The sequence below is a fragment of the Streptomyces griseorubiginosus genome (assembly GCF_036345115.1).
GTDB lineage: Bacteria > Actinomycetota > Actinomycetes > Streptomycetales > Streptomycetaceae > Streptomyces > Streptomyces griseorubiginosus_C.
The window spans coordinates 3526092-3544565 of record NZ_CP107766.1; the positions used below are offsets into that span (position 1 = coordinate 3526092).

Consider the following 18474-nt stretch of genomic DNA (forward strand, 5'->3'; position numbering starts at 1 on the left):
GCAGCCGGTGAATGGGGATTGGACTGAACCTCTGCGTTGCCCCATGTACAGGTCCGGAGCACCCCATCGGGTGATTCAGGGATGGATGTCGACCTTGGTTCCGCGCCCCACTCCCACCCCGGCCCACCGTGAGCGCCCCAAAGGGGCGCGGGGCTGTATCGATGTGCGGCTACCGCCGCGCGGGCGCGACCAACCACAACGCACCCGCACCCGCACCCGCCGCACAACCCCCGCGGCACGCCGTAACGCGCTACCCCACCACCGCCAGAATCAAAAGCAGCACCGCCCCCGCCACCGCGGGCCCCGCGATCTCATAGGCCCACCGCACCGAGACCTCCCCCTGGGACGTCTTCGCCTTCCCCCGGGCCTCCAGCAGGTCCCCCAGATCGTCCATGATCTGGTCGGTCTCGGCCCGGACGGGCCCGTCGGGAACCGGCGTCCGCCCCCCGAGCACATCGGTCTGCATCGAGCCGAACAGCCCCATCCCCCTGCTCGGCCCCCGCCCGGACTCCTGCCGGGCGGTCTGCCGCGCCGCCTTCTTGCGGCCGCGCAGCGAGACCGGGATCGCCCACAGCTGGTACTTGGTGCCGGACTTGGCGAGCACCTCGTTCGAGAACCCCGAGCGGAACATCTCGACCTCGCCCCAGGGCAGGACGATGACGCGGAAGGGGTTGCGGATGCGCAGCCGGTCGTGGTTGGCGAAGACGGCCGGGCGGAGGGTGAAGGCGATCACCAGCGGCACGAGGAGGAGCAGCGTGGCGAGCGCGAACCACGGCGTGCTGCCGCTGCCGGAGGCGACCGCGTCGAAGCCGAGCCAGCCGATGATGACGAGGAGGAGGAAGCCGCCGATCAGCGCCATGGGTGAGCGGTAGATGCGGTCCCTGGATTCCGGGGTTGCGGACGACATGCTCGCGATCCTAAGCGCCGCCGGTAAGAGTGTTCGTGCGGCCCGCTCCCCTTCCACGTGGGTGACCTGCCCCCCTGTACAGCCGCTACGCGCGTAGATATGCTCGTCTGGTGACCATGCCCACCACTGCATCAGCCGCACACCCGCTCACGGACGTGACCGCGTCCGACAGCACGCTGCGCCGGTTCCTTCACGGGCTGCCCGGCGTGGACGCCGTCGGTCTGGAGGCGCGCGCCGCCTCTCTCGGTACCCGTTCCATCAAGACGACCGCGAAGGCGTACGCCATCGACCTCGCCATCTCGATGGTCGACCTGACGACGCTGGAAGGCGCGGACACCCCGGGCAAGGTCCGGGCGCTCGGCGCCAAGGCGGTCCGCCCCGACCCGACCGACCGGACGACCCCCGCCACGGCCGCGGTCTGCGTCTATCCCGACATGGTGGCCGTCGCCAAGGAGGCCGTCGCCGGTTCCGGTGTGAAGGTCGCCTCCGTGGCCACCGCCTTCCCGGCCGGCCGCGCGGCCCTGGCCGTGAAGCTGGCCGACGTGCGCGACGCCGTGGCCGCCGGTGCCGACGAGGTCGACATGGTCATCGACCGCGGGGCGTTCCTCGCGGGGAACTACATGAAGGTGTACGACGAGATCGTCGCCGTGCGCGAGGCCTGCGGGACCGACGCCCGGCTCAAGGTCATCTTCGAGACCGGCGAGCTGTCGACGTACGACAACATCCGCCGCGCGAGCTGGCTCGGCATGCTGGCCGGCGCGGACTTCATCAAGACGTCCACCGGCAAGGTCGCGGTGAACGCCACTCCCGCCAACACCCTGCTGATGCTGGAGGCGGTGCGCGACTTCCGTGCGCAGACCGGCGTCCAGGTGGGCGTGAAGCCGGCCGGCGGTATCCGTACGTCCAAGGACGCGATCAAGTTTCTCGTCCTGGTCAACGAGACCGCGGGCGAGGACTGGCTCGACAACCACTGGTTCCGCTTCGGCGCCTCCTCGCTCCTGAACGACCTGCTGATGCAGCGTCAGAAGCTGGCCACCGGCCGCTACTCCGGCCCCGACTACGTGACGGTGGACTGATCACCATGGCATCCGCATTCGAGTACGCACCGGCGCCCGAGTCCCGCTCGGTCGTCGACATCGCCCCCTCCTACGGCCTGTTCATCGACGGCGAGTTCGTGGAGGCGGCCGAGGGCAAGGTCTTCAAGACCGTCTCGCCGTCCACCGAGGAGGTCCTGTCCGAGATCGCCCAGGCGGGCGAGGCGGACGTCGACCGCGCGGTGGGGGCCGCCCGAAGGGCCTTCGCGAAGTGGTCGGCGCTGCCCGGCTCCGAGCGCGCCAAGTACCTGTTCCGCATCGCCCGGATCATCCAGGAGCGCTCGCGCGAGCTGGCCGTCCTGGAGACCCTGGACAACGGCAAGCCGATCAAGGAGACCCGCGACGCCGACCTGCCCCTGGTCGCCGCGCACTTCTTCTACTACGCGGGCTGGGCCGACAAGCTGGAGCACGCCGGCTTCGGTCCGGCGCCGAAGCCCCTGGGCGTGGCCGGCCAGGTCATCCCGTGGAACTTCCCGCTCCTGATGCTGGCGTGGAAGATCGCCCCGGCCCTGGCGACCGGCAACACGGTCGTGCTGAAGCCCGCCGAGACGACCCCCCTGTCCGCCCTGTTCTTCGCGGACGTGTGCCGCCAGGCGGGTCTGCCCAGGGGTGTCGTCAACATCCTCCCGGGCTACGGCGACACGGGCGCCGCGCTCGTCGCGCACCCGGACGTCAACAAGGTGGCCTTCACCGGCTCCACCGCCGTCGGCAAGGAGATCGCGCGCACGGTCGCGGGCACCCGCAAGAAGCTCACCCTGGAACTGGGCGGCAAGGGCGCCAACATCGTCTTCGACGACGCCCCGATCGACCAGGCCGTCGAGGGGATCGTCAACGGCATCTTCTTCAACCAGGGCCAGGTCTGCTGCGCGGGCTCCCGCCTCCTCGTCCAGGAGTCGATCCAGGACGAGCTGCTGGACTCCCTCAAGCGCCGCCTGTCCACCCTGCGCCTCGGCGACCCGCTCGACAAGAACACGGACATCGGCGCGATCAACTCCGCCGAGCAGCTCGCGCGGATCACCTCGCTCGTCGACAAGGGCGCGGCCGAGGGCGCCGAGCCGTGGTCCCCGGAGTGCGAACTCCCGTCCTCCGGCTACTGGTTCGCCCCGACGCTCTTCACCAACGTCACCCAGGCGCACACCATCGCCCGCGACGAGATCTTCGGCCCGGTCCTGTCGGTCCTGACCTTCCGTACGCCCGACGAGGCGGTCGCCAAGGCGAACAACACGCAGTACGGCCTGTCGGCGGGCATCTGGACCGAGAAGGGCTCGCGGATCCTGGCGGTCGCGGGCAAGCTCCGGGCCGGGGTCGTCTGGTCCAACACGTTCAACAAGTTCGACCCGACCTCGCCCTTCGGCGGCTACAAGGAGTCGGGCTTCGGCCGCGAGGGCGGTCGCCACGGCCTGGAGGCATACCTCGATGTCTGAGAAGACCGAAAAGACCGAGCAGCGCCTGTCTGTCTTCAAGACCTACAAGCTGTACGTCGGCGGGAAGTTCCCGCGTTCCGAGAGCGGCCGGGTGTACGAGGTGACCGACGCAAAGGGCAAGTGGCTGGCGAACGCGCCGCAGTCGAGCCGCAAGGACGCCCGTGACGCGGTCGTGGCCGCACGCAAGGCGTTCGGCGGCTGGTCGGGAGCCACGGCCTACAACCGCGGCCAGGTCCTCTACCGCGTCGCGGAGATGCTGGAGGGCCGCAGGGCGCAGTTCGTCCACGAGGTGGCCGACGCGGAGGGCCTGTCGAAGTCGAAGGCCGCCGAGCAGGTGGACGCGACGATCGACCGCTGGGTCTGGTACGCGGGCTGGACCGACAAGATCGCCCAGGTGGTCGGCGGCGGCAACCCGGTGGCGGGCCCGTACTTCAACCTCTCCTCACCCGAGCCGACGGGCGTGGTCGCGGTCCTGGCCCCGCAGGAGTCGTCGTTCCTGGGCCTGGTGAGCGTGCTGGCCCCGGTGATCGCGACGGGCAACACGGCGGTCGTGGTGGCCTCGGAGAAGTCCCCGCTCCCCGCCCTGTCCCTGGCCGAGGTCCTGGCCACCTCGGACGTCCCCGGAGGCGTGGTCAACGTCCTCTCGGGCCGTACGGCGGAGATCGCGACCCCGCTCGCCTCCCACCAGGACGTCAACGCGATCGACCTGGCGGGCGCGGACGAGATCCTCGCGAAGGAACTCGAGATCGCCGCGGCGGACAACCTGAAGCGCGTCCTGCGTCCACAGCCTGTGGACGACTGGGCGGCGACGCCGGGGATTGACCGTCTGACGGCGTTCCTGGAGACCAAGACGGTCTGGCACCCGACGGGTTCGCTGGGGGCGTCGGGCTCGTCCTACTGAGAGCAGCGGCCGAAGGCCGCGCTCTCAGGGGCGCGGGGAACTGCGCGACCAGCCACGACGCACCCGCGCCCGGCAACGGTCCGCAGTCCCCCACCGCCCGTCCGCGCCCCGAATCGTCACCCGTTACTGAGAAGCCCCGCCACCTGCCCCACCACCGGCATAGACCCGATCGACTGCGCCTGCGCGACCGGCCCCGTCAACGCCTGCGTGGCCAGCGGCTGGAAGTCGGCGAGCTGCGTACCGACCCCGTTGTCCAGCGGGTCGACGCCCGTCCCCGCCAGCGGGTTCGGCTTGAGCCCGGCCACCGGCCCGGTGACGTACCCGACCGTGCCGGCGAGCCCCTGCAACCCCGACTGGGGGTCGATGTTCCCCAGGGAGGTCGGCCGGGTGCGCACCACGTCGACGACCGGTTCCGCGGCGGAGGCCGCCGTCGCGCCGGCGCCGAGCGCCACTCCCGCGGTCGCCAGGGCGACCAGCGCCCGCTGGGCGGTCGGGTTCTCGTATCGGGCCATCGTTGCTGCCACCTTCTCCGTACGGGGGGTAATCGAGTCGGCACGAAGGGTAGTTGAAGTGTGACGCACGCTTCAAAGCCGACCCGCGGGGTCGATGAACAGCAGGTGAATGCCTCACACTGGTGTCCCGTGAGTTCCCAACCGGCCATACCGACGCGAGTCGTGCTGCTCTGCGGCCCCTCCGGCTCCGGCAAGTCCCTTCTCTCGGCCCGTTCCGGTCTTCCGGTCCTGAGGCTCGACGACTTCTACAAGGAGGGCACCGACCCGACGCTGCCGCTGGTGGCGGGGAGCTCCGACATCGACTGGGACCATCCCGGCTCCTGGGACGCGGACACCGCGGTGGCGGCGATCGTGGACCTGTGCCGCACGGGCCGTACGCGCATCCCGGTCTACGACATCTCGCTGAGTGCCCGCACCGGCGAGGAGGCGGTCGAGATGGGCCGCACCCCGCTGTTCATCGCGGAGGGCATCTTCGCCGCCGAGATCGTCACCCGCTGCCGGGAGCTGGGGGTACTTGCCGACGCGCTGTGTCTGAGCCGGGGTCCGGTGCGCACCTTCCGTCGCCGGTTCCTGCGGGATCTGCGTGAGGGCCGCAAGTCGGTGCCGTTCCTGTTGCGGCGCGGCTGGCGGCTGATGCGTCTGGAGCGCTCGATCGTCGCCCGCCAGACCGCGCTGGGCGCCCATCCCTGCGACAAGGACGAGGCGCTCGCCCGCCTCTCCGCCGCGGCGGCGCACCCCCGCCCGGCGGCGACTCCGGCGACCTGAACGCCCACGGCGCCTTCTCCGTCGTAGGACCGGAAAACGGTCCCTCGGAAAGGAAGCCGATGACAACTGCCCTGCGGGTCCTCGCGTTCGTCCTCCTCGCGGCCCTCACCGGCTGCGGCCCGGGCGAGGAGTCCGGCGAGGCCGCGGCCTCCTGTGCGGGTGCGGTGCGCTACGAGAACCGTGTCTATCTGCCCGCCGGAGAGATCGGCTTCACGGTGGGCGAGCGACTGGGGACCGCCGAGATCCCGGAGTGCGACGACACCCCGGGCGACTCCGAGGTCGCGATCCCGCACGGCACGACCGGCGCGTACGCCGTCGAGGGGCGGGAGCCCGCCGAGGCCATCGCGGTCGGTGACACGGCCGCCGGGGCAAGGCTGATGGAGGTCGGCTGAGCGCGCACGAAGAAGCGGGACTGGACGGACCCCCCGGCCCTCCAGTCCCGCTTCCTGGTGCTTCCCCGTTGTCCCCCGCCCGGGTACCGGCCCCCCAGCCGATACCCGGTCCCCCACTTGTGGTGCTCCCCCGATGGTGGTGCTGTCCCCCCGAACCCTCAGGCCACGAGCTCCCCGAAGGCGTTCTCCTCGTCACGGCCGAAGCTGAGGACCTCGTCCTCGCGCAGGCGGCGCAGGGACCGCCAGATGCTGGACTTCACCGTGCCGACACTGATGTCGAGGATCTCCGCGATCTCCGGGTCGGTGCGGCCCTCGTAGTAACGGAGGACCAGCATCGTGCGCTGGAGTTCGGGGAGCCGGGCGAGCGCCTGCCACAGGACCGCGCGCAGCTCCGTGCCGCGCATCGCGTCCGTGTCGCCGGGCGTCTCCGGCAGCTCCTCGGTCGGGTACTCGTTCAGCTTGCGGCGGCGCCACGCGCTGATGTGCAGGTTCGTCATGGTGCGGCGGAGGTAGCCCCCGACCGCGGCCTTGTCGCTGATCCGGTCCCACGCCTTGTACGTCGAGAACAGCGCGCTCTGCAGCAGGTCCTCGGCCTCGAAGCGGTCACCGGTCAGGTGATAGGCGGTGGCGTACAGGGAGGCGCGGCGCTCCTGGACGTAGGCGGTGAACTCCGCCTCCGACAGCGAACGACGCTCCCCCGTGCCCTCCCTGTACGACGATCCCCCGTGCGATTCCCCCGTGAAGGTGTCAACCACCGACATGTACGTGGTGTGCTGACGCCCGGTGCCGCGAGCGCACCCCCGCCCGCTTGCGGCACCGGACTTCTCGGAACCCCGGCCCCCGTTCACGTCGTGGAGACGCGTGATCACTGCGCCAGTGTTGGTGCTGTGCAGCGTGTTCATCTCGCGCCCCCCGTCGTGGACTTCCGGTGTTCGGTCGTTCCGGGCGGTACTTCCTTGCCCGTGCCGAGAAGCTTGCCCTCGCACCTTCATGGCCGTGTCCGCCGACTGTCACAGACCTGTCACAGGGCCCCGTCGCAGGAATCGCACAGGACGGGCACAGAGAGCAGCGCTATGCGCACGCAGGTGTACAGGTGTCGATACCCGGCCTGCCATGGGCCAGAATGAGCCCGTGCCTTCCCTGTTGCTGATCGAGGACGACGACGCCATCCGTACCGCCCTGGAGCTGAGCCTCACGCGCCAGGGCCACCGGGTTGCCACCGCTGCCACCGGCGAGGACGGCCTCAAACTGCTGCGTGAGCAGCGGCCGGACCTGATCGTGCTGGACGTGATGCTGCCCGGTATCGACGGGTTCGAGGTGTGCCGGCGCATCCGGCGCACGGACCAGCTGCCGATCATTCTGCTGACCGCGCGCAGCGACGACATCGACGTGGTGGTCGGGCTGGAGTCCGGCGCCGACGACTACGTGGTCAAGCCGATCCAGGGGCGGGTCCTCGACGCCCGGATCCGGGCCGTGCTGCGGCGCGGTGAACGCGAGTCGACGGACGCGGCGAGCTTCGGGTCCCTGGTCATCGACCGTGCGGCCATGACCGTCACGAAGAACGGCGAGGACCTCCAGCTCACGCCCACCGAACTCAGGCTGCTCCTGGAGCTGTCCCGGCGGCCCGGTCAGGCGCTGTCCCGCCAGCAGTTGCTGCGCCTGGTGTGGGAGCACGACTACCTCGGTGACTCGCGCCTGGTGGACGCCTGTGTGCAGCGGCTGCGCGCCAAGGTCGAGGACGTGCCGTCGTCCCCGACGCTGATCCGGACCGTGCGGGGCGTGGGCTACCGGCTGGACACGCCTCAGTGACCGAAGCGCAAGGGGGGCTCCGCGGCTGGTTCGCGGCTCGCAAGGGTGTGTGGTCACGGCTGCGTTTCACCAGTCTGCGACTGCGTCTGGTCGTGGTGTTCGGCCTGGTGGCGCTGACCGCCGCCGTGTCCGCGTCCGGGATCGCCTACTGGCTCAACCGCGAGGCCGTCCTCACCCGCGCCCAGGACGCGGTGCTGCGGGACTTCCAGCAGGAGATGCAGAACCGCGCGGGCGCCCTGCCGGCGGATCCCACACAGGACGAACTCCAGCAGGCCGCCGGGCAGATGGCGGGCAGCAGCCAGCGCTTCAGCGTGCTGCTGGTCGCCGACGACGTGAACGGCAGGACGGTGTACGGCAATTCGGGCGCCCTGGACGGGTTCACGCTCCAGGACGTGCCGGTGTCGCTGCGCGAGGCGGTGAACGAGAAGCAGAAGGTCGACTCCGCCAACAAGTCCGCCTACCACCTGTACTGGCAGCGGATCGTCGACCACGACACGCCGTATCTGGTCGCCGGTACGCGCGTGATCGGCGGCGGACCGACCGGCTACATGCTCAAGTCCCTCGAGCCTGAGGCCAAGGACCTCAACTCCCTTGCCTGGTCGCTGGGTATCGCCACCGGCCTCGCCCTGATCGGCTCCGCGCTGCTCGCGCAGGCCGCCGCGACGACCGTACTGAAGCCGGTGCACCGGCTGGGGGTGGCCGCCCGGCGGCTCGGCGAGGGCAGGCTGGACACCCGGCTCAGGGTCTCCGGTACCGACGAACTCGCGGACCTGTCACGGACGTTCAACTACGCGGCCGAGGCGCTGGAGAAGCGGGTCGAGGACATGGCCGCGCGCGACGACGCCTCGCGGCGCTTCGTGGCGGACATGAGCCACGAGCTGCGGACGCCGCTGACCGCGATCACCGCCGTCACGGAGATCCTGGAGGAGGAGCTGGAGGCGGAGTCCGGCTCCATGGACCCGATGATCGAACCGGCGGTCCGGCTGGTGGTCAGCGAGACCCGCAGGCTCAACGACCTGGTGGAGAACCTGATGGAGGTCACCCGCTTCGACGCGGGTACGGCCCGGCTGGTCCTCGACGACGTCGACGTGGCCGACCAGATCACGGCGTGCATCGACGCGCGCGCGTGGCTGGACGCGGTGGAGCTGGACGCCGAGCGCGGGATCCACGCCCGCCTGGACCCGCGGCGCCTGGACGTCATCCTGGCCAACCTCATCGGCAACGCGCTCAAGCACGGTGGCTCGCCGGTGCGGGTGGCCGTGCGCGCCGCGGACGACGAGGTGGTCATCCGGGTCCGGGACCACGGTCCCGGCATCCCCGAGGACGTCCTCCCGCACGTCTTCGACCGCTTCTACAAGGCCAGCGCCTCCCGCCCCCGCTCCGAGGGCAGCGGCCTCGGCCTCTCCATCGCCCTGGAGAACGCCCACATCCACGGCGGCGAGATCACCGCGGCCAACTCCCCCGACGGCGGCGCCGTGTTCACCCTCCACCTTCCCCGCGACGCCTCGGCCCTGGCAGAACAACTGACAGAAACCAAGAAGGACGACGCCGGGGCGAGCAAGGGGGACGTGTGATGAACACGCAGCGGCGACAGCGGGGGTGGGGCGGCGGAGCAACGACGACACGGGTCGGCCGTCCGGCTGCGAGCCGGTCCCGGAAGCGGTGGCACGGTGTGACCCTGCGGCGGCTGCTCGCGTTGCCCGTGCTCGCGGTGCTGGTCGCCGGGTGCGGGATCCGGTCCACCGAGGTGCCCACCGACTTCGGGCCCGCGCCCTCCCGGGTGCGGTGTTCCCTGTCGGAGTCGGGGGCGGCGCAGGCGTCCGGGGGGCTGGCCGTGCAGGTGTTCCTGCTGTGCGGGTCGTCGCTGGTGGCCGTGGACCGGACCGTACGGGTGCCGGACGGCACCGAGGACTCCGAGCGGCGGGTGCTGGTCGCGCAGGGCCTCCTCGACCAGCTCGCCGAGGCTCCGTCGGCCGCCGAGCAGGACGCCGGTTACCAGACGTACGTCCGCGGCGGCACGACCGTCAGCGGACCGCGCCCCAAGGACCCCGAGGACACACTCCGGCTGAGCACCCCGCCCGCCGAGCTCTCCCGCTACGCCCTCGCGCAGGTCGTGTGCACGTTCTCCGACTCGGCCGCGGCCGAGGGCGACGGCTCCGTCATCCTCGGCGGCCCCGGCACCGCCCCCCTGCGCCGCTACGACTGCACGGACCAGGTCCGCTCCCAGCCGAGCAGCCACCAGCCGCCGTCGAGCGAGGTGACCGGCGGCTGACGGGGGTCCGACGACCACGTGTGGCGCAGACCTCACCCAGGTACCTCGGGGTGTTCCGGAACCGATCGTGCCGAGCGCGGCGTCTAGGGGGTCGTGCAGCAAGGCTTCATCGGCGGCAATGCCGCCCTTCGCGTCCGTGTGGCAGGAGGTGTCCTCCTCGTCGCACACCTCGCGTTCGTCGCCTGGTACACGCTGCGGCCACTGGACGTCCCGTGGGTCGTCCCCGCCAACCTGCACCCCCTGGCCGGCATCCGCGCCGACCTCGCCCTCGGCTGGCAGGAGGCGGCCCGCCGGATCGGCGAGGGGCTCGCCCTGCTCGCCCCGCTCGGCGTCCTGATCCCGATGGCGCACGGCAGGCTCTGGGCGTCCACGCTGGGCTCCCTGGTCCGTACGTCCGCCGCGGGCGCCCTGATCTCCCTGGGTATCGCGCTGCTCCAGACCGGTGTCCCCGGCCAGGTCGTCGACATCGACTCGCTGCTCCTGAACACCGCCGGTGTGGCGCTCGCGCACCTCGCGGTCGTGCCGGCGGCCCGCCACTGGCTCCGCCGCGGGACCGGGCCCGACCCTCGCCCGTCCGTCCGCCAGGAGGAGCCGGCTCAGGGTAGGACCCCGACGATTCCCAGGGTCGGGATCGCACCGTAGAGCGACGCTTTGCGTCTTTCGTCTCCGTAGCGTGGAAAGCAGTTGGAGGGTCACTCGGACCCTCCCACCCGACGCTCGCGAAGGAGCCGCAATGTCCCGCCTCGCCCGCCCCACCAACGGCCGCATGATCGGCGGAGTGTGTGCCGCGCTGGCACGGCGCTTCGGCACCTCCGCGACCACCATGCGCGTGATCTTCCTGGTCTCCTGCCTGCTGCCGGGCCCGCAGTTCCTGCTCTACATCGCCCTGTGGATCCTGTTCCCCTCGGAGGACAAGGCGCAGGCCGCCTGGTAGCACCCCGTGCGCACGTACGCCGGTGGGGCGCACCCCGAGTCCAGGGGGTGCGCCCCACCGGCGCGTGCGAGGAGCGGCGGACCTTGAGGACCTCACTGCCTCAGGGCCGCGTCATGACTCCGTGGTTCAGCCGAGCGGCAGGCCGTTCACGCCGGTGCCGGCGCCACCGCCGGGCAGCACCTTGCCGATCGGCAGGCCGCCGAGGAGACCGGCGACGGGCGCGGTCGGACCGTCGGCGAGCACCCGCTGGGCGGCGGGCTGCGCGGCCGCGAGGCCCGCGCCGAGCGCCGGCTGGGCCTGCGCCAGCGCCTCACCGGCACCCGGGAGCGCCTTGGTGAGGTTCTCGGTGGGGAGCCCCTGGGAGACGGTGCCGAGCGCCTGGGAGGCGTCCGGGACCGCCGGAGCGGCGTTCGCGGCACCCGCGCCGGCCGCGGCGAAGGCGGCACCGAGGGCGGCGACACCGAGGGTCTTGGCAGCAGACTGCTTCATGAAATGCGTCCTCGAAATGGGTTTACGGGGATGTGAGCGGTCCACGACCGTAAACATGCGCACCCGCCCGCCGCAAACATCGAAATGCGGACGGATTGTGAACACCCGCCCGCATTCCGTACCGGAGAATTCCCGCGATCAGCCGTCCTCGGCCACAGAACCGCTGGTGGAGGCCGTCTGCTGGAACAGCCATTCGGACTTCAGCTCGGCATATCCGGGCTTGATGACGTCATTGATCATCGCGAGTCGTTCATCGAAAGGAATGAACGCTGATTTCATCGCATTGACGGAGAACCACTGCATGTCGTCGAGCGTATAACCGAACGCGTCGACAAGATGCTCGAATTCCCGGCTCATGCTGGTCCCGGACATCAGCCGGTTGTCGGTGTTCACCGTCGCCCGGAAGTGCAGCCGCCGCAGGAGTCCGATCGGGTGCTCGGCGTACGAGGCGGCCGCCCCGGTCTGGAGGTTGGAGCTGGGGCACAGCTCCAGCGGGATCCGCTTGTCCCGGACGTAGGAGGCGAGCCGGCCGAGCTTGACGGTGCCGTCCTCGTGGACCTGGATGTCGTCGATGATGCGCACGCCGTGCCCGAGCCGGTCGGCGCCGCACCACTGGAGCGCCTGCCAGATGGACGGCAGTCCGAAGGCCTCGCCGGCGTGGATGGTGAAGTGGTTGTTCTCGCGCTTGAGGTACTCGAAGGCGTCGAGGTGCCGGGTGGGCGGGTAGCCGGCCTCGGCGCCCGCGATGTCGAAGCCGACGACGCCCAGGTCGCGGTACCGGTTGGCGAGTTCGGCGATCTCCAGGGCGCGGGCCGCGTGCCGCATCGCGGTCAGCAGGGCGCCGACGCGGATGCGGTGGCCGTTCGCCCTGGCCCTCCGCTCGCCTTCCCGGAAGCCCTCGTTGACGGCCTCGACGACCTCTTCGAGGGTCAGGCCCTTCTCGAGATGCTGTTCGGGGGCGTACCGGACCTCGGCGTAGACGACGCCGTCCTCGGCGAGGTCCTCGGCGCACTCGGCGGCCACCCGGGTCAGGGCCTCGCGGGTCTGCATGACGCCGACGGTGTGCGAGAAGGTCTCCAGGTACCGCTCCAGCGAACCGGAGTCGGCGGCCTCGCGGAACCAGACGCCGAGCCGGTCCGCGTCGTGCTCGGGGAGTTGGCCGTACCCGGTCTCCCGGGCGAGGTCGACGATCGTGCCGGGGCGCAGCCCGCCGTCGAGGTGATCGTGCAGCAGAACCTTGGGTGCCCGGCGGATCTGGTCCGAGCTCGGGGAGGTCCCCGTCCGGTCAGTCTTGCTCGTCATTTCCGCACTCTAACGCCTACGCGCGTAGATCGCCCGCTGTACGGATCCGTCGATACCCAACGGTGACCGCCCCGCCTCGTGTCGTACACCCGCGCTTCTGACACTGTTCTGCCATGGCACAGCAAGCGACGCCGGTTCGCAGCGCCCGACTGGGCAGGACACTCGGCCCGGAGCCGGCGGCGGTGAGCGGTGTGGTGCTGCTCCTCCCGAGCGGCGACGAAACCTCTCTGCGCAGGCCCTCCGCCATGCGACTGCCGTCCGCCGTACGGTCGTTGGGGCGGCGGCTGGCCCGCGCGGGCCGGTCGGACGGACTGGCGGCGCACCTCGTGCACTACCGCTACCGCGGGTGGAACGGCAGCGAGGCGCATCTCGCGCAGGACGCCAACTGGGCCGCGGACGAGGTCGTACGGCGCTACGGCGACGTCTCCGTGGCCCTGGTCGGCGTCGGCATGGGCGGGCGGGCGGCGCTGCACGCGGGCGGGCACGAGGCGGTCAACTCCGTGGTGGCGATCGCGCCTTGGCTGCCCGAGGAGGACATGGCGGCCTCCCCCGAACCGGTGAAGCAGCTCGTGGGGCGGCGCGTGCTGGTGGTGCACGGCACGAACGACCGACGCACCGATCCCGAGCTGTCGTTCCGGCTCGCGTCCCGGGCGAAGAAGGCGAACCGGGACGTGTGCCGGTTCGAAGTCCACTCCGACGGACACGGGTTGCACCAGTACCGGTCCGAAGTGCAGGCGCTGACCGAGGACTTCGTGATGGGGGCGCTGTTCGGACGGGCGCTGTCCCGGCCCGTGCAGGACGCGCTGGCCGCACCCCCGCCCCTGGGGCTGCGGATGCCGCTCGCCTCCGGGTTCGGGGGGCGTCGGCGGTAGGTCAGGGCAGCAGGCTGCCCCGTCTCGACAGCAGGAACTTCTTGAAGGCGGCCACCGGGGGTGTGTCCGGGTGGCCGTCCAGCCAGGCGACGCCGATCTCCCGTACCGCCCTCGGCGCGGTGACGGTCAGCTCCACCACCCCCGGGCGGGGAAAGGCCGGCGGTGGCAGCAGCGCGACGCCCAGTCCGGCCGCCACCAGGCCCCGCAGCGTCTCGGCCTCCTCCCCCTCGAAGGCGATCCGCGGTTTGAAGCCGGCCTCCTGGCAGAGGTCGTCGGTGATGCGGCGGAGGCCGTAGCCGGGTTCCAGGGTGACGAAGGCCTCCTCGGCGGCCTCGGCGAGGCGGACGCGCCTGCGGGCCGCGAGCGGGTGGTCGGCGGGGACCACGAGCCGCAGTTTCTGCTCGTCGAGGCGGCGGGCGACGAGGTCCGGGGCGTCCGGGACCGGGGAGGTCAGACAGAGGTCAAGCTCTCCCGCGCGCAGGCGTTCGATCATCGCCTCGCCGTAGTTCTGGACCAGGCTGAAGCGGACCCGGGGATGGTCGGCGCGGAACGCGCGGATCAGGCCGGGGACGGTCTCCGAACCCATGGTGTGCAGGAACCCGAAGGCGACCTTGCCGGTGGCCGGGTCGGCGTCCGCGCGGACCTCGTCGGCGGCGCGCCGGATCTCGGCGAGGGCCCGTTCGACGGAGGCGAGGAAGGTGCGCCCCGCGGGGGTGAGGGAGACCGTGCGGCCGATGCGGGCGAACAGGTCGACACCGAGGTCCTGCTCCAGGCGGACCATCGCACGCGAGAGCGTCGACTGGGGTACGTCCATCTCCTGGGCGGCGCGGGTGACGTGCTCGGTGCGGGCGACGCCGGCGAAGTGGGCGAGCCGTGGGGCCAGCAACATCACCATGTCTTCTGTGTCACTGGATGGTGACAGGTGCGCCCGTGACCTGTGCTGATGCTCCATAGGAACGATTATGGCGGATCCATGCATTGGACGGATAAGAGCGGTCGTACGTAACTTCGAGGCATGCCTGCCAGTACCGAGGCGTCCACCCGCGTGGGCGCCGTGCCTCCCGCCCCTGCCCCCGACTCCCGTCTGACCCCGGGCGGCCCCGGCTACCGCCGGATGAGCTTCGCCCTCTTCCTCGCCGGGGTCGCGACCTTCGCGCTGCTGTACTCCACGCAGGCCCTACTGCCGCTGATCTCGGGCGAGTTCGGGGTGGCGGCGAGCGAGGCGAGCTGGACGGTGGCGGCCGCGACCGGCGGGCTGGCGCTGTTCGTGCTGCCGATGAGCGCCCTCTCCGAGCGCTTCGGCCGCCGTACGGTCATGACGGCCTCGCTGGCGGTCGCGGTGACGGTCGGTCTCCTGGTCCCCTTCGCGCCCTCGCTGCCCGTGCTGGTGGCGCTGCGGGCGGTGCAGGGGGCGGCCCTGGCGGGGCTGCCGGCCTCCGCGACGGCGTATCTCGCCGAGGAGGTCCGCCCGAAGGCCCTGGTCACGGCGATCGGTCTGTTCGTGGCCGGCAACAGCGTCGGCGGCATGAGCGGGCGGGTCATCACCGGCTGGGTCGCGCAGGAATGGGGCTGGCGGGTGGCCGTCGGGGTCATCGGCGCGCTCGCGGTGGCCTGTGCGGTGGCGTTCCGCCTGCTGCTCCCGGCGCCGCAGCACTTCAAGGCGGGCTCCCTGCGGCCGCACGTGCTGCTCGGCACGGTGCGGGAACACCTGGGTGACCCGCTGCTGCGCCGCCTCTACGCGATCGGTGCCCTGTTCATGACGGTGTTCGGCGGCGTGTACACGGTGATCGGCTACCGCCTCACCGAGGCCCCCTTCTCGCTCCCCCAGGGCATCGTCGGCTCGATCTTCCTGGTCTACCTGGTGGGCACGGTGTCCGCGTCCACGGCGGGCCGCCTGGTCGGCCGCCTCGGCCGCCGGGGCGCCCTGTACGCGGCGGGCGGTACGACGGCGACGGGCCTGCTGCTCTCCCTCGCGGGCTCCCTCCCCCTGGTCCTGCTCGGCCTGGTCCTGATCACGGGCGGCTTCTTCGCGGGCCACGCGGTCGCCTCGTCGGCGGTCAGCAAGACGGCCACCCACGGCCGCGCCCAGGCCTCGGCCCTGTACCAGTCGGCCTACTACATCGGCTCCAGCGCGGGCAGCACGGTCGGCGCGCTCGCCTTCCACGCGGGCGGCTGGGCCGGAACGGTCGGGGTGGGCCTCCTCGCGGTGCTCGGCGTCGTGTCGATCACCGTCCTCGGAACACGTGCGGCCCGAACCCAGCAGCGGCTCGCGACGGCCTGAGCCGCACGTCTCTCCTTCCCCCCGGTCGAGGTCGGTCGACCGGGGGGATCGGCTTGTGCACGCAAGGCGTCCCACCTGGATGTTCACCCGCTCCAGGGGCCGTTGTCAGTGGGCTGCGGTAGCTTCCAAGTACTGGGCGCAAAGGCGCGACACAGCACGGCCACAGGGGTGGGTGGACGATGACGGACAGTACGACGACGACAGACCTCGATCTCAGGCTCGAGAAGCACCGCACCGAGCTGACGGGCTACTGCTACCGCATGCTCGGCTCCTCCTTCGAGGCCGAGGACGCGGTGCAGGACACGATGGTGCGGGCCTGGCGCAGCTACGACAAGTTCGAGGGCCGCTCCAGCCTCCGCTCGTGGCTGTACCGCATCGCGACCAACGTCTGTCTGGACATGCTCACGGCCGGCAACAAGCGCGCCCGCCCCATGGACCTCTCCGAGTCGACGCCCCTCGCCCAGGCCGCCCTCTCCCCCCGCCCGGACCACACCTGGCTGGAACCGATGCCCGACAACCGCATCCTGCCCACCGTCGAGGACCCGGCCGAGGCGGCCGTCGCCAAGGAGACCGTCCGGCTCGCCTTCATGGCCGCCCTCCAGCAACTGCCCCCCAAGCAGCGCGCGGTGCTGATCCTGCGCGAGGTGCTCGCCTGGAAGGCCAGCGAGGTCGCCGAGCTGCTCGACACCTCCGTCGCCTCCGTCAACAGCGCCCTCCAGCGCGCCCGGGCCACCCTCGCCGAGCGGGAGCAGTACGGCGCCGACGCGGCCGTCTCCGACCCCCTGGACGAGGAGCAGCAGAAGCTCCTGGAGCGCTATGTGAAGGCGTTCGAGGGGTACGACATGACGGCCCTGACGGCTCTCCTCCACGAGGACGCCATCATGACGATGCCGCCGTTCGACCTGTGGCTGACGGGCCACGACGACATCACCGGCTTCATGACCACCCTGGGCTCGGCCTGCGAGGGTTCCCGCCTGGTGCCGGTGCAGGTCAACGGCCTGCCGGGGTTCGCCCAGTACAAGCCGGACCCGGAGAAGGGCGGCTACAGCCCGTGGGCGGTCCAGGTGCTGGAGATCTCAGACGGCCGGCTCACCGGGTTCCACTTCTTCCTCGACACCCAGCGCTGGTTCCCGCTGTTCGGTCTGCCCCTCCACCTCGAAGCGGAGCCCGACGAGGTCAAGGAGGGCGTGTAGCCCGGGGTCGGGGTCGCGCAGCCTGATCCGGCCCCCGGCGCGCCGGGCGGCCAGCTGGAGCCGGGCGAGCAGGTCCACCGTGCCGAGCCCCGGTGGCCCGAGCCCGGCGACATCGCACACCACCACCCCGGCGCGGGTCGTCCGCAGCAGCGCCCCGACCTCGTCGCTCAGCCCCGTCACCTCGTCCCGGGTGACGGGGCCGGTCAGCACGAGTACAGCGGGTGTCATGGCGTCCACGATCGGTAGACCGGGCGGGTGGGCGTAACTCATCGGCCGAGGGCTCTTCGGCGCGGGCAGGATCACGTTGACCTGGGTGCCTCCTGCCCCCGAGGGTTACCTGTATGCGCCACCCATCAGCACCTCCCTGGATACCCCACGCCCTCCTCACCCCTGAGGAGCCCCTGTGCAGGGAGTGCTGACCGGCTTCGCGGTGATCGCGGTGGTGATCGGGGTCGGCTACCTCATCGGCCTGCGCGGCTACCTCGGCGAGCAGGGCCGCGAGGTCCTGACCAAGCTCGCCTTCCATGTCGCCTCCCCCGCCCTGCTGTTCACCACGCTCGCCAGGGCCGACCTGTCGGTGATCTTCTCCAGCCGCCTGCTGGTGACCGCGCTCAGCACGGCAGCGGCGGCGGGCGTCTTCGTGGCGGTGGGTGTCGTACGGGGGTGGGGCCTGGGCCGTACGACGATCGGCGCGCTGTGCTCGTCGTACGTCAACTCCGGCAACCTCGGCATCCCCATCGCGGTGTACGTCCTCGGCGATGCCTCGCTCGTGGCGCCGGTGCTGCTGTTCCAGCTGGTCGGGGTGACACCGGTCGCGCTGACGGTCCTCGACCTGGCGTCCGGCGAGGGCGAGAAGGGCCCGCTGTGGCGGCGGCTGCTCACTCCGCTGCGCAATCCGATCGCGGTGGGCTCACTGGCCGGGGTGGCGGTCTCGGCGGCCGGCCTGAAGGTCCCGGCCCCCGTCATGGACCCCCTCACCCTCATCGGCGGCATGTCGGTCCCGGCGGTCCTGCTCGCCTTCGGCATCTCCCTGTGCGGCAGCACGATGCCCGGCCGGGGCCCGGACCGCGGGCTCGTCCTGCTCTCGGTCGCGCTGAAGTCGGTGGGGCAGCCGGTGGCGGCCTGGGCGCTGGCGGCCGGCGTCTTCGGCCTCCACGGAGCCCAACTCCTCGACGTGGTGGTCACGTCCTCCCTCCCGGCCGCGCAGAACCTCTACACGTACGCCTCCACCTACGGCGTGGGCGAGCGCCTGGCCCGCGACTCGATCCTGGTGTCGACGGTGGTGTCGGTACCGGTGCTGGTGGTGGTGGCGGCGTTGTTGGGGTGA

General features: G+C 71.4%; 21 protein-coding genes. 14 read left to right on the top strand and 7 right to left on the bottom strand.

Annotation, left to right across the window (positions count from 1 at the left end):
• Positions 1-250: 250 nt before the first annotated feature.
• Positions 251-907 (bottom strand): PH domain-containing protein, encoded by a 657-nt coding sequence (locus tag OHN19_RS15700; protein ID WP_330264791.1) that lies wholly within the window; start codon positions 905-907, stop codon positions 251-253.
• Between the two features lie 116 nt (positions 908-1023).
• Here OHN19_RS15700 and deoC point away from each other — a divergent pair, with 116 nt between their 5' ends.
• Genes deoC through OHN19_RS15715 form a run of 3 tightly spaced genes read left to right on the top strand, consistent with a single transcriptional unit; the run spans position 1024 to position 4326 of the window.
• The gene (gene deoC / locus OHN19_RS15705) at positions 1024-1983 is read left to right on the top strand and encodes a deoxyribose-phosphate aldolase (protein WP_330269626.1); all 960 of its coding nucleotides are present in this window, start codon (positions 1024-1026) and stop codon (positions 1981-1983) included.
• Between the two features lie 5 nt (positions 1984-1988).
• Complete coding sequence (locus tag OHN19_RS15710) at positions 1989-3425, top strand: aldehyde dehydrogenase family protein (protein ID WP_330264792.1); 1437 nt, start codon at positions 1989-1991, stop codon at positions 3423-3425.
• The gene (locus tag OHN19_RS15715) at positions 3418-4326 is read left to right on the top strand and encodes an aldehyde dehydrogenase family protein (protein WP_330264793.1); all 909 of its coding nucleotides are present in this window, start codon (positions 3418-3420) and stop codon (positions 4324-4326) included. The genes OHN19_RS15710 and OHN19_RS15715 overlap by 8 nt, the downstream gene beginning before the upstream one ends.
• Before the next feature lie 116 nt (positions 4327-4442).
• Here the strand turns inward: OHN19_RS15715 and OHN19_RS15720 are convergent, their stop codons facing one another.
• Complete coding sequence (locus tag OHN19_RS15720; RefSeq protein WP_330264794.1) at positions 4443-4838, bottom strand: hypothetical protein; 396 nt, start codon at positions 4836-4838, stop codon at positions 4443-4445.
• A gap of 60 nt (positions 4839-4898) precedes the next feature.
• On the opposite strand from OHN19_RS15720, the gene OHN19_RS15725 reads away from it, so the two are divergent.
• The gene (locus OHN19_RS15725) at positions 4899-5603 is read left to right on the top strand and encodes a uridine kinase (protein WP_330264795.1); all 705 of its coding nucleotides are present in this window, start codon (positions 4899-4901) and stop codon (positions 5601-5603) included.
• Between the two features lie 59 nt (positions 5604-5662).
• On the top strand, positions 5663-5995 hold the full coding sequence (locus OHN19_RS15730; protein WP_330264796.1) for a DUF6281 family protein: 333 nt from the start codon (positions 5663-5665) through the stop codon (positions 5993-5995).
• Positions 5996-6153: 158 nt separating this feature from the next.
• Here the strand turns inward: OHN19_RS15730 and OHN19_RS15735 are convergent, their stop codons facing one another.
• On the bottom strand, positions 6154-6897 hold the full coding sequence (locus OHN19_RS15735) for a SigE family RNA polymerase sigma factor (RefSeq protein WP_330264797.1): 744 nt from the start codon (positions 6895-6897) through the stop codon (positions 6154-6156).
• Positions 6898-7126: 229 nt separating this feature from the next.
• On the opposite strand from OHN19_RS15735, the gene afsQ1 reads away from it, so the two are divergent.
• From afsQ1 to OHN19_RS15760, 5 genes are all read left to right on the top strand, one after another.
• On the top strand, positions 7127-7804 hold the full coding sequence (afsQ1, locus tag OHN19_RS15740; protein ID WP_020141253.1) for a two-component system response regulator AfsQ1: 678 nt from the start codon (positions 7127-7129) through the stop codon (positions 7802-7804).
• Complete coding sequence (locus OHN19_RS15745; RefSeq protein ID WP_330264798.1) at positions 7801-9378, top strand: HAMP domain-containing sensor histidine kinase; 1578 nt, start codon at positions 7801-7803, stop codon at positions 9376-9378. Before afsQ1 ends, OHN19_RS15745 begins: the two co-directional genes overlap by 4 nt.
• A 98-nt stretch (positions 9379-9476) precedes the next feature.
• A complete protein-coding gene (locus OHN19_RS15750) occupies positions 9477-10076 on the top strand; it encodes a hypothetical protein (protein ID WP_330264799.1) in 600 nt (199 codons plus the stop codon).
• 93 nt (positions 10077-10169) lie between these two features.
• Positions 10170-10718 (top strand): VanZ family protein, encoded by a 549-nt coding sequence (locus OHN19_RS15755; RefSeq protein WP_330264800.1) that lies wholly within the window; start codon positions 10170-10172, stop codon positions 10716-10718.
• A gap of 91 nt (positions 10719-10809) precedes the next feature.
• Positions 10810-11010 carry a PspC domain-containing protein gene (locus OHN19_RS15760; protein ID WP_328780767.1) on the top strand — a complete coding sequence of 67 codons (201 nt, stop codon included), beginning with the start codon at positions 10810-10812 and terminating at the stop codon, positions 11008-11010.
• A gap of 126 nt (positions 11011-11136) precedes the next feature.
• On the opposite strand, the gene OHN19_RS15765 is transcribed toward OHN19_RS15760, so the two are convergent.
• Together OHN19_RS15765 and OHN19_RS15770 are read right to left on the bottom strand one after the other, a co-directional pair.
• Complete coding sequence (locus tag OHN19_RS15765) at positions 11137-11499, bottom strand: ATP-binding protein (protein WP_330264801.1); 363 nt, start codon at positions 11497-11499, stop codon at positions 11137-11139.
• 138 nt (positions 11500-11637) lie between these two features.
• Positions 11638-12801: an adenosine deaminase gene (locus OHN19_RS15770; protein ID WP_330264802.1), complete on the bottom strand. Its 1164-nt coding sequence runs from the start codon at positions 12799-12801 to the stop codon at positions 11638-11640.
• Positions 12802-12914: 113 nt separating this feature from the next.
• Here OHN19_RS15770 and OHN19_RS15775 point away from each other — a divergent pair, with 113 nt between their 5' ends.
• Entirely contained in the window at positions 12915-13673 is a 759-nt protein-coding gene (locus OHN19_RS15775; RefSeq protein WP_330264803.1) for an alpha/beta hydrolase, read from the top strand.
• A gap of 1 nt (position 13674) precedes the next feature.
• On the opposite strand, the gene OHN19_RS15780 is transcribed toward OHN19_RS15775, so the two are convergent.
• Positions 13675-14625: a LysR family transcriptional regulator gene (locus OHN19_RS15780; RefSeq protein ID WP_330264804.1), complete on the bottom strand. Its 951-nt coding sequence runs from the start codon at positions 14623-14625 to the stop codon at positions 13675-13677.
• A gap of 63 nt (positions 14626-14688) precedes the next feature.
• Here OHN19_RS15780 and OHN19_RS15785 point away from each other — a divergent pair, with 63 nt between their 5' ends.
• The gene (locus tag OHN19_RS15785) at positions 14689-15954 is read left to right on the top strand and encodes an MFS transporter (protein WP_330264805.1); all 1266 of its coding nucleotides are present in this window, start codon (positions 14689-14691) and stop codon (positions 15952-15954) included.
• A gap of 179 nt (positions 15955-16133) precedes the next feature.
• A complete protein-coding gene (locus OHN19_RS15790) occupies positions 16134-17147 on the top strand; it encodes a sigma-70 family RNA polymerase sigma factor (RefSeq protein ID WP_330264806.1) in 1014 nt (337 codons plus the stop codon).
• On the opposite strand, the gene OHN19_RS15795 is transcribed toward OHN19_RS15790, so the two are convergent.
• Complete coding sequence (locus OHN19_RS15795) at positions 17031-17417, bottom strand: STAS domain-containing protein (protein ID WP_330264807.1); 387 nt, start codon at positions 17415-17417, stop codon at positions 17031-17033. The two genes, OHN19_RS15790 and OHN19_RS15795, sit on opposite strands and share 117 nt — an antisense overlap.
• A gap of 133 nt (positions 17418-17550) precedes the next feature.
• Here OHN19_RS15795 and OHN19_RS15800 point away from each other — a divergent pair, with 133 nt between their 5' ends.
• Entirely contained in the window at positions 17551-18474 is a 924-nt protein-coding gene (locus OHN19_RS15800; RefSeq protein ID WP_330264808.1) for an AEC family transporter, read from the top strand.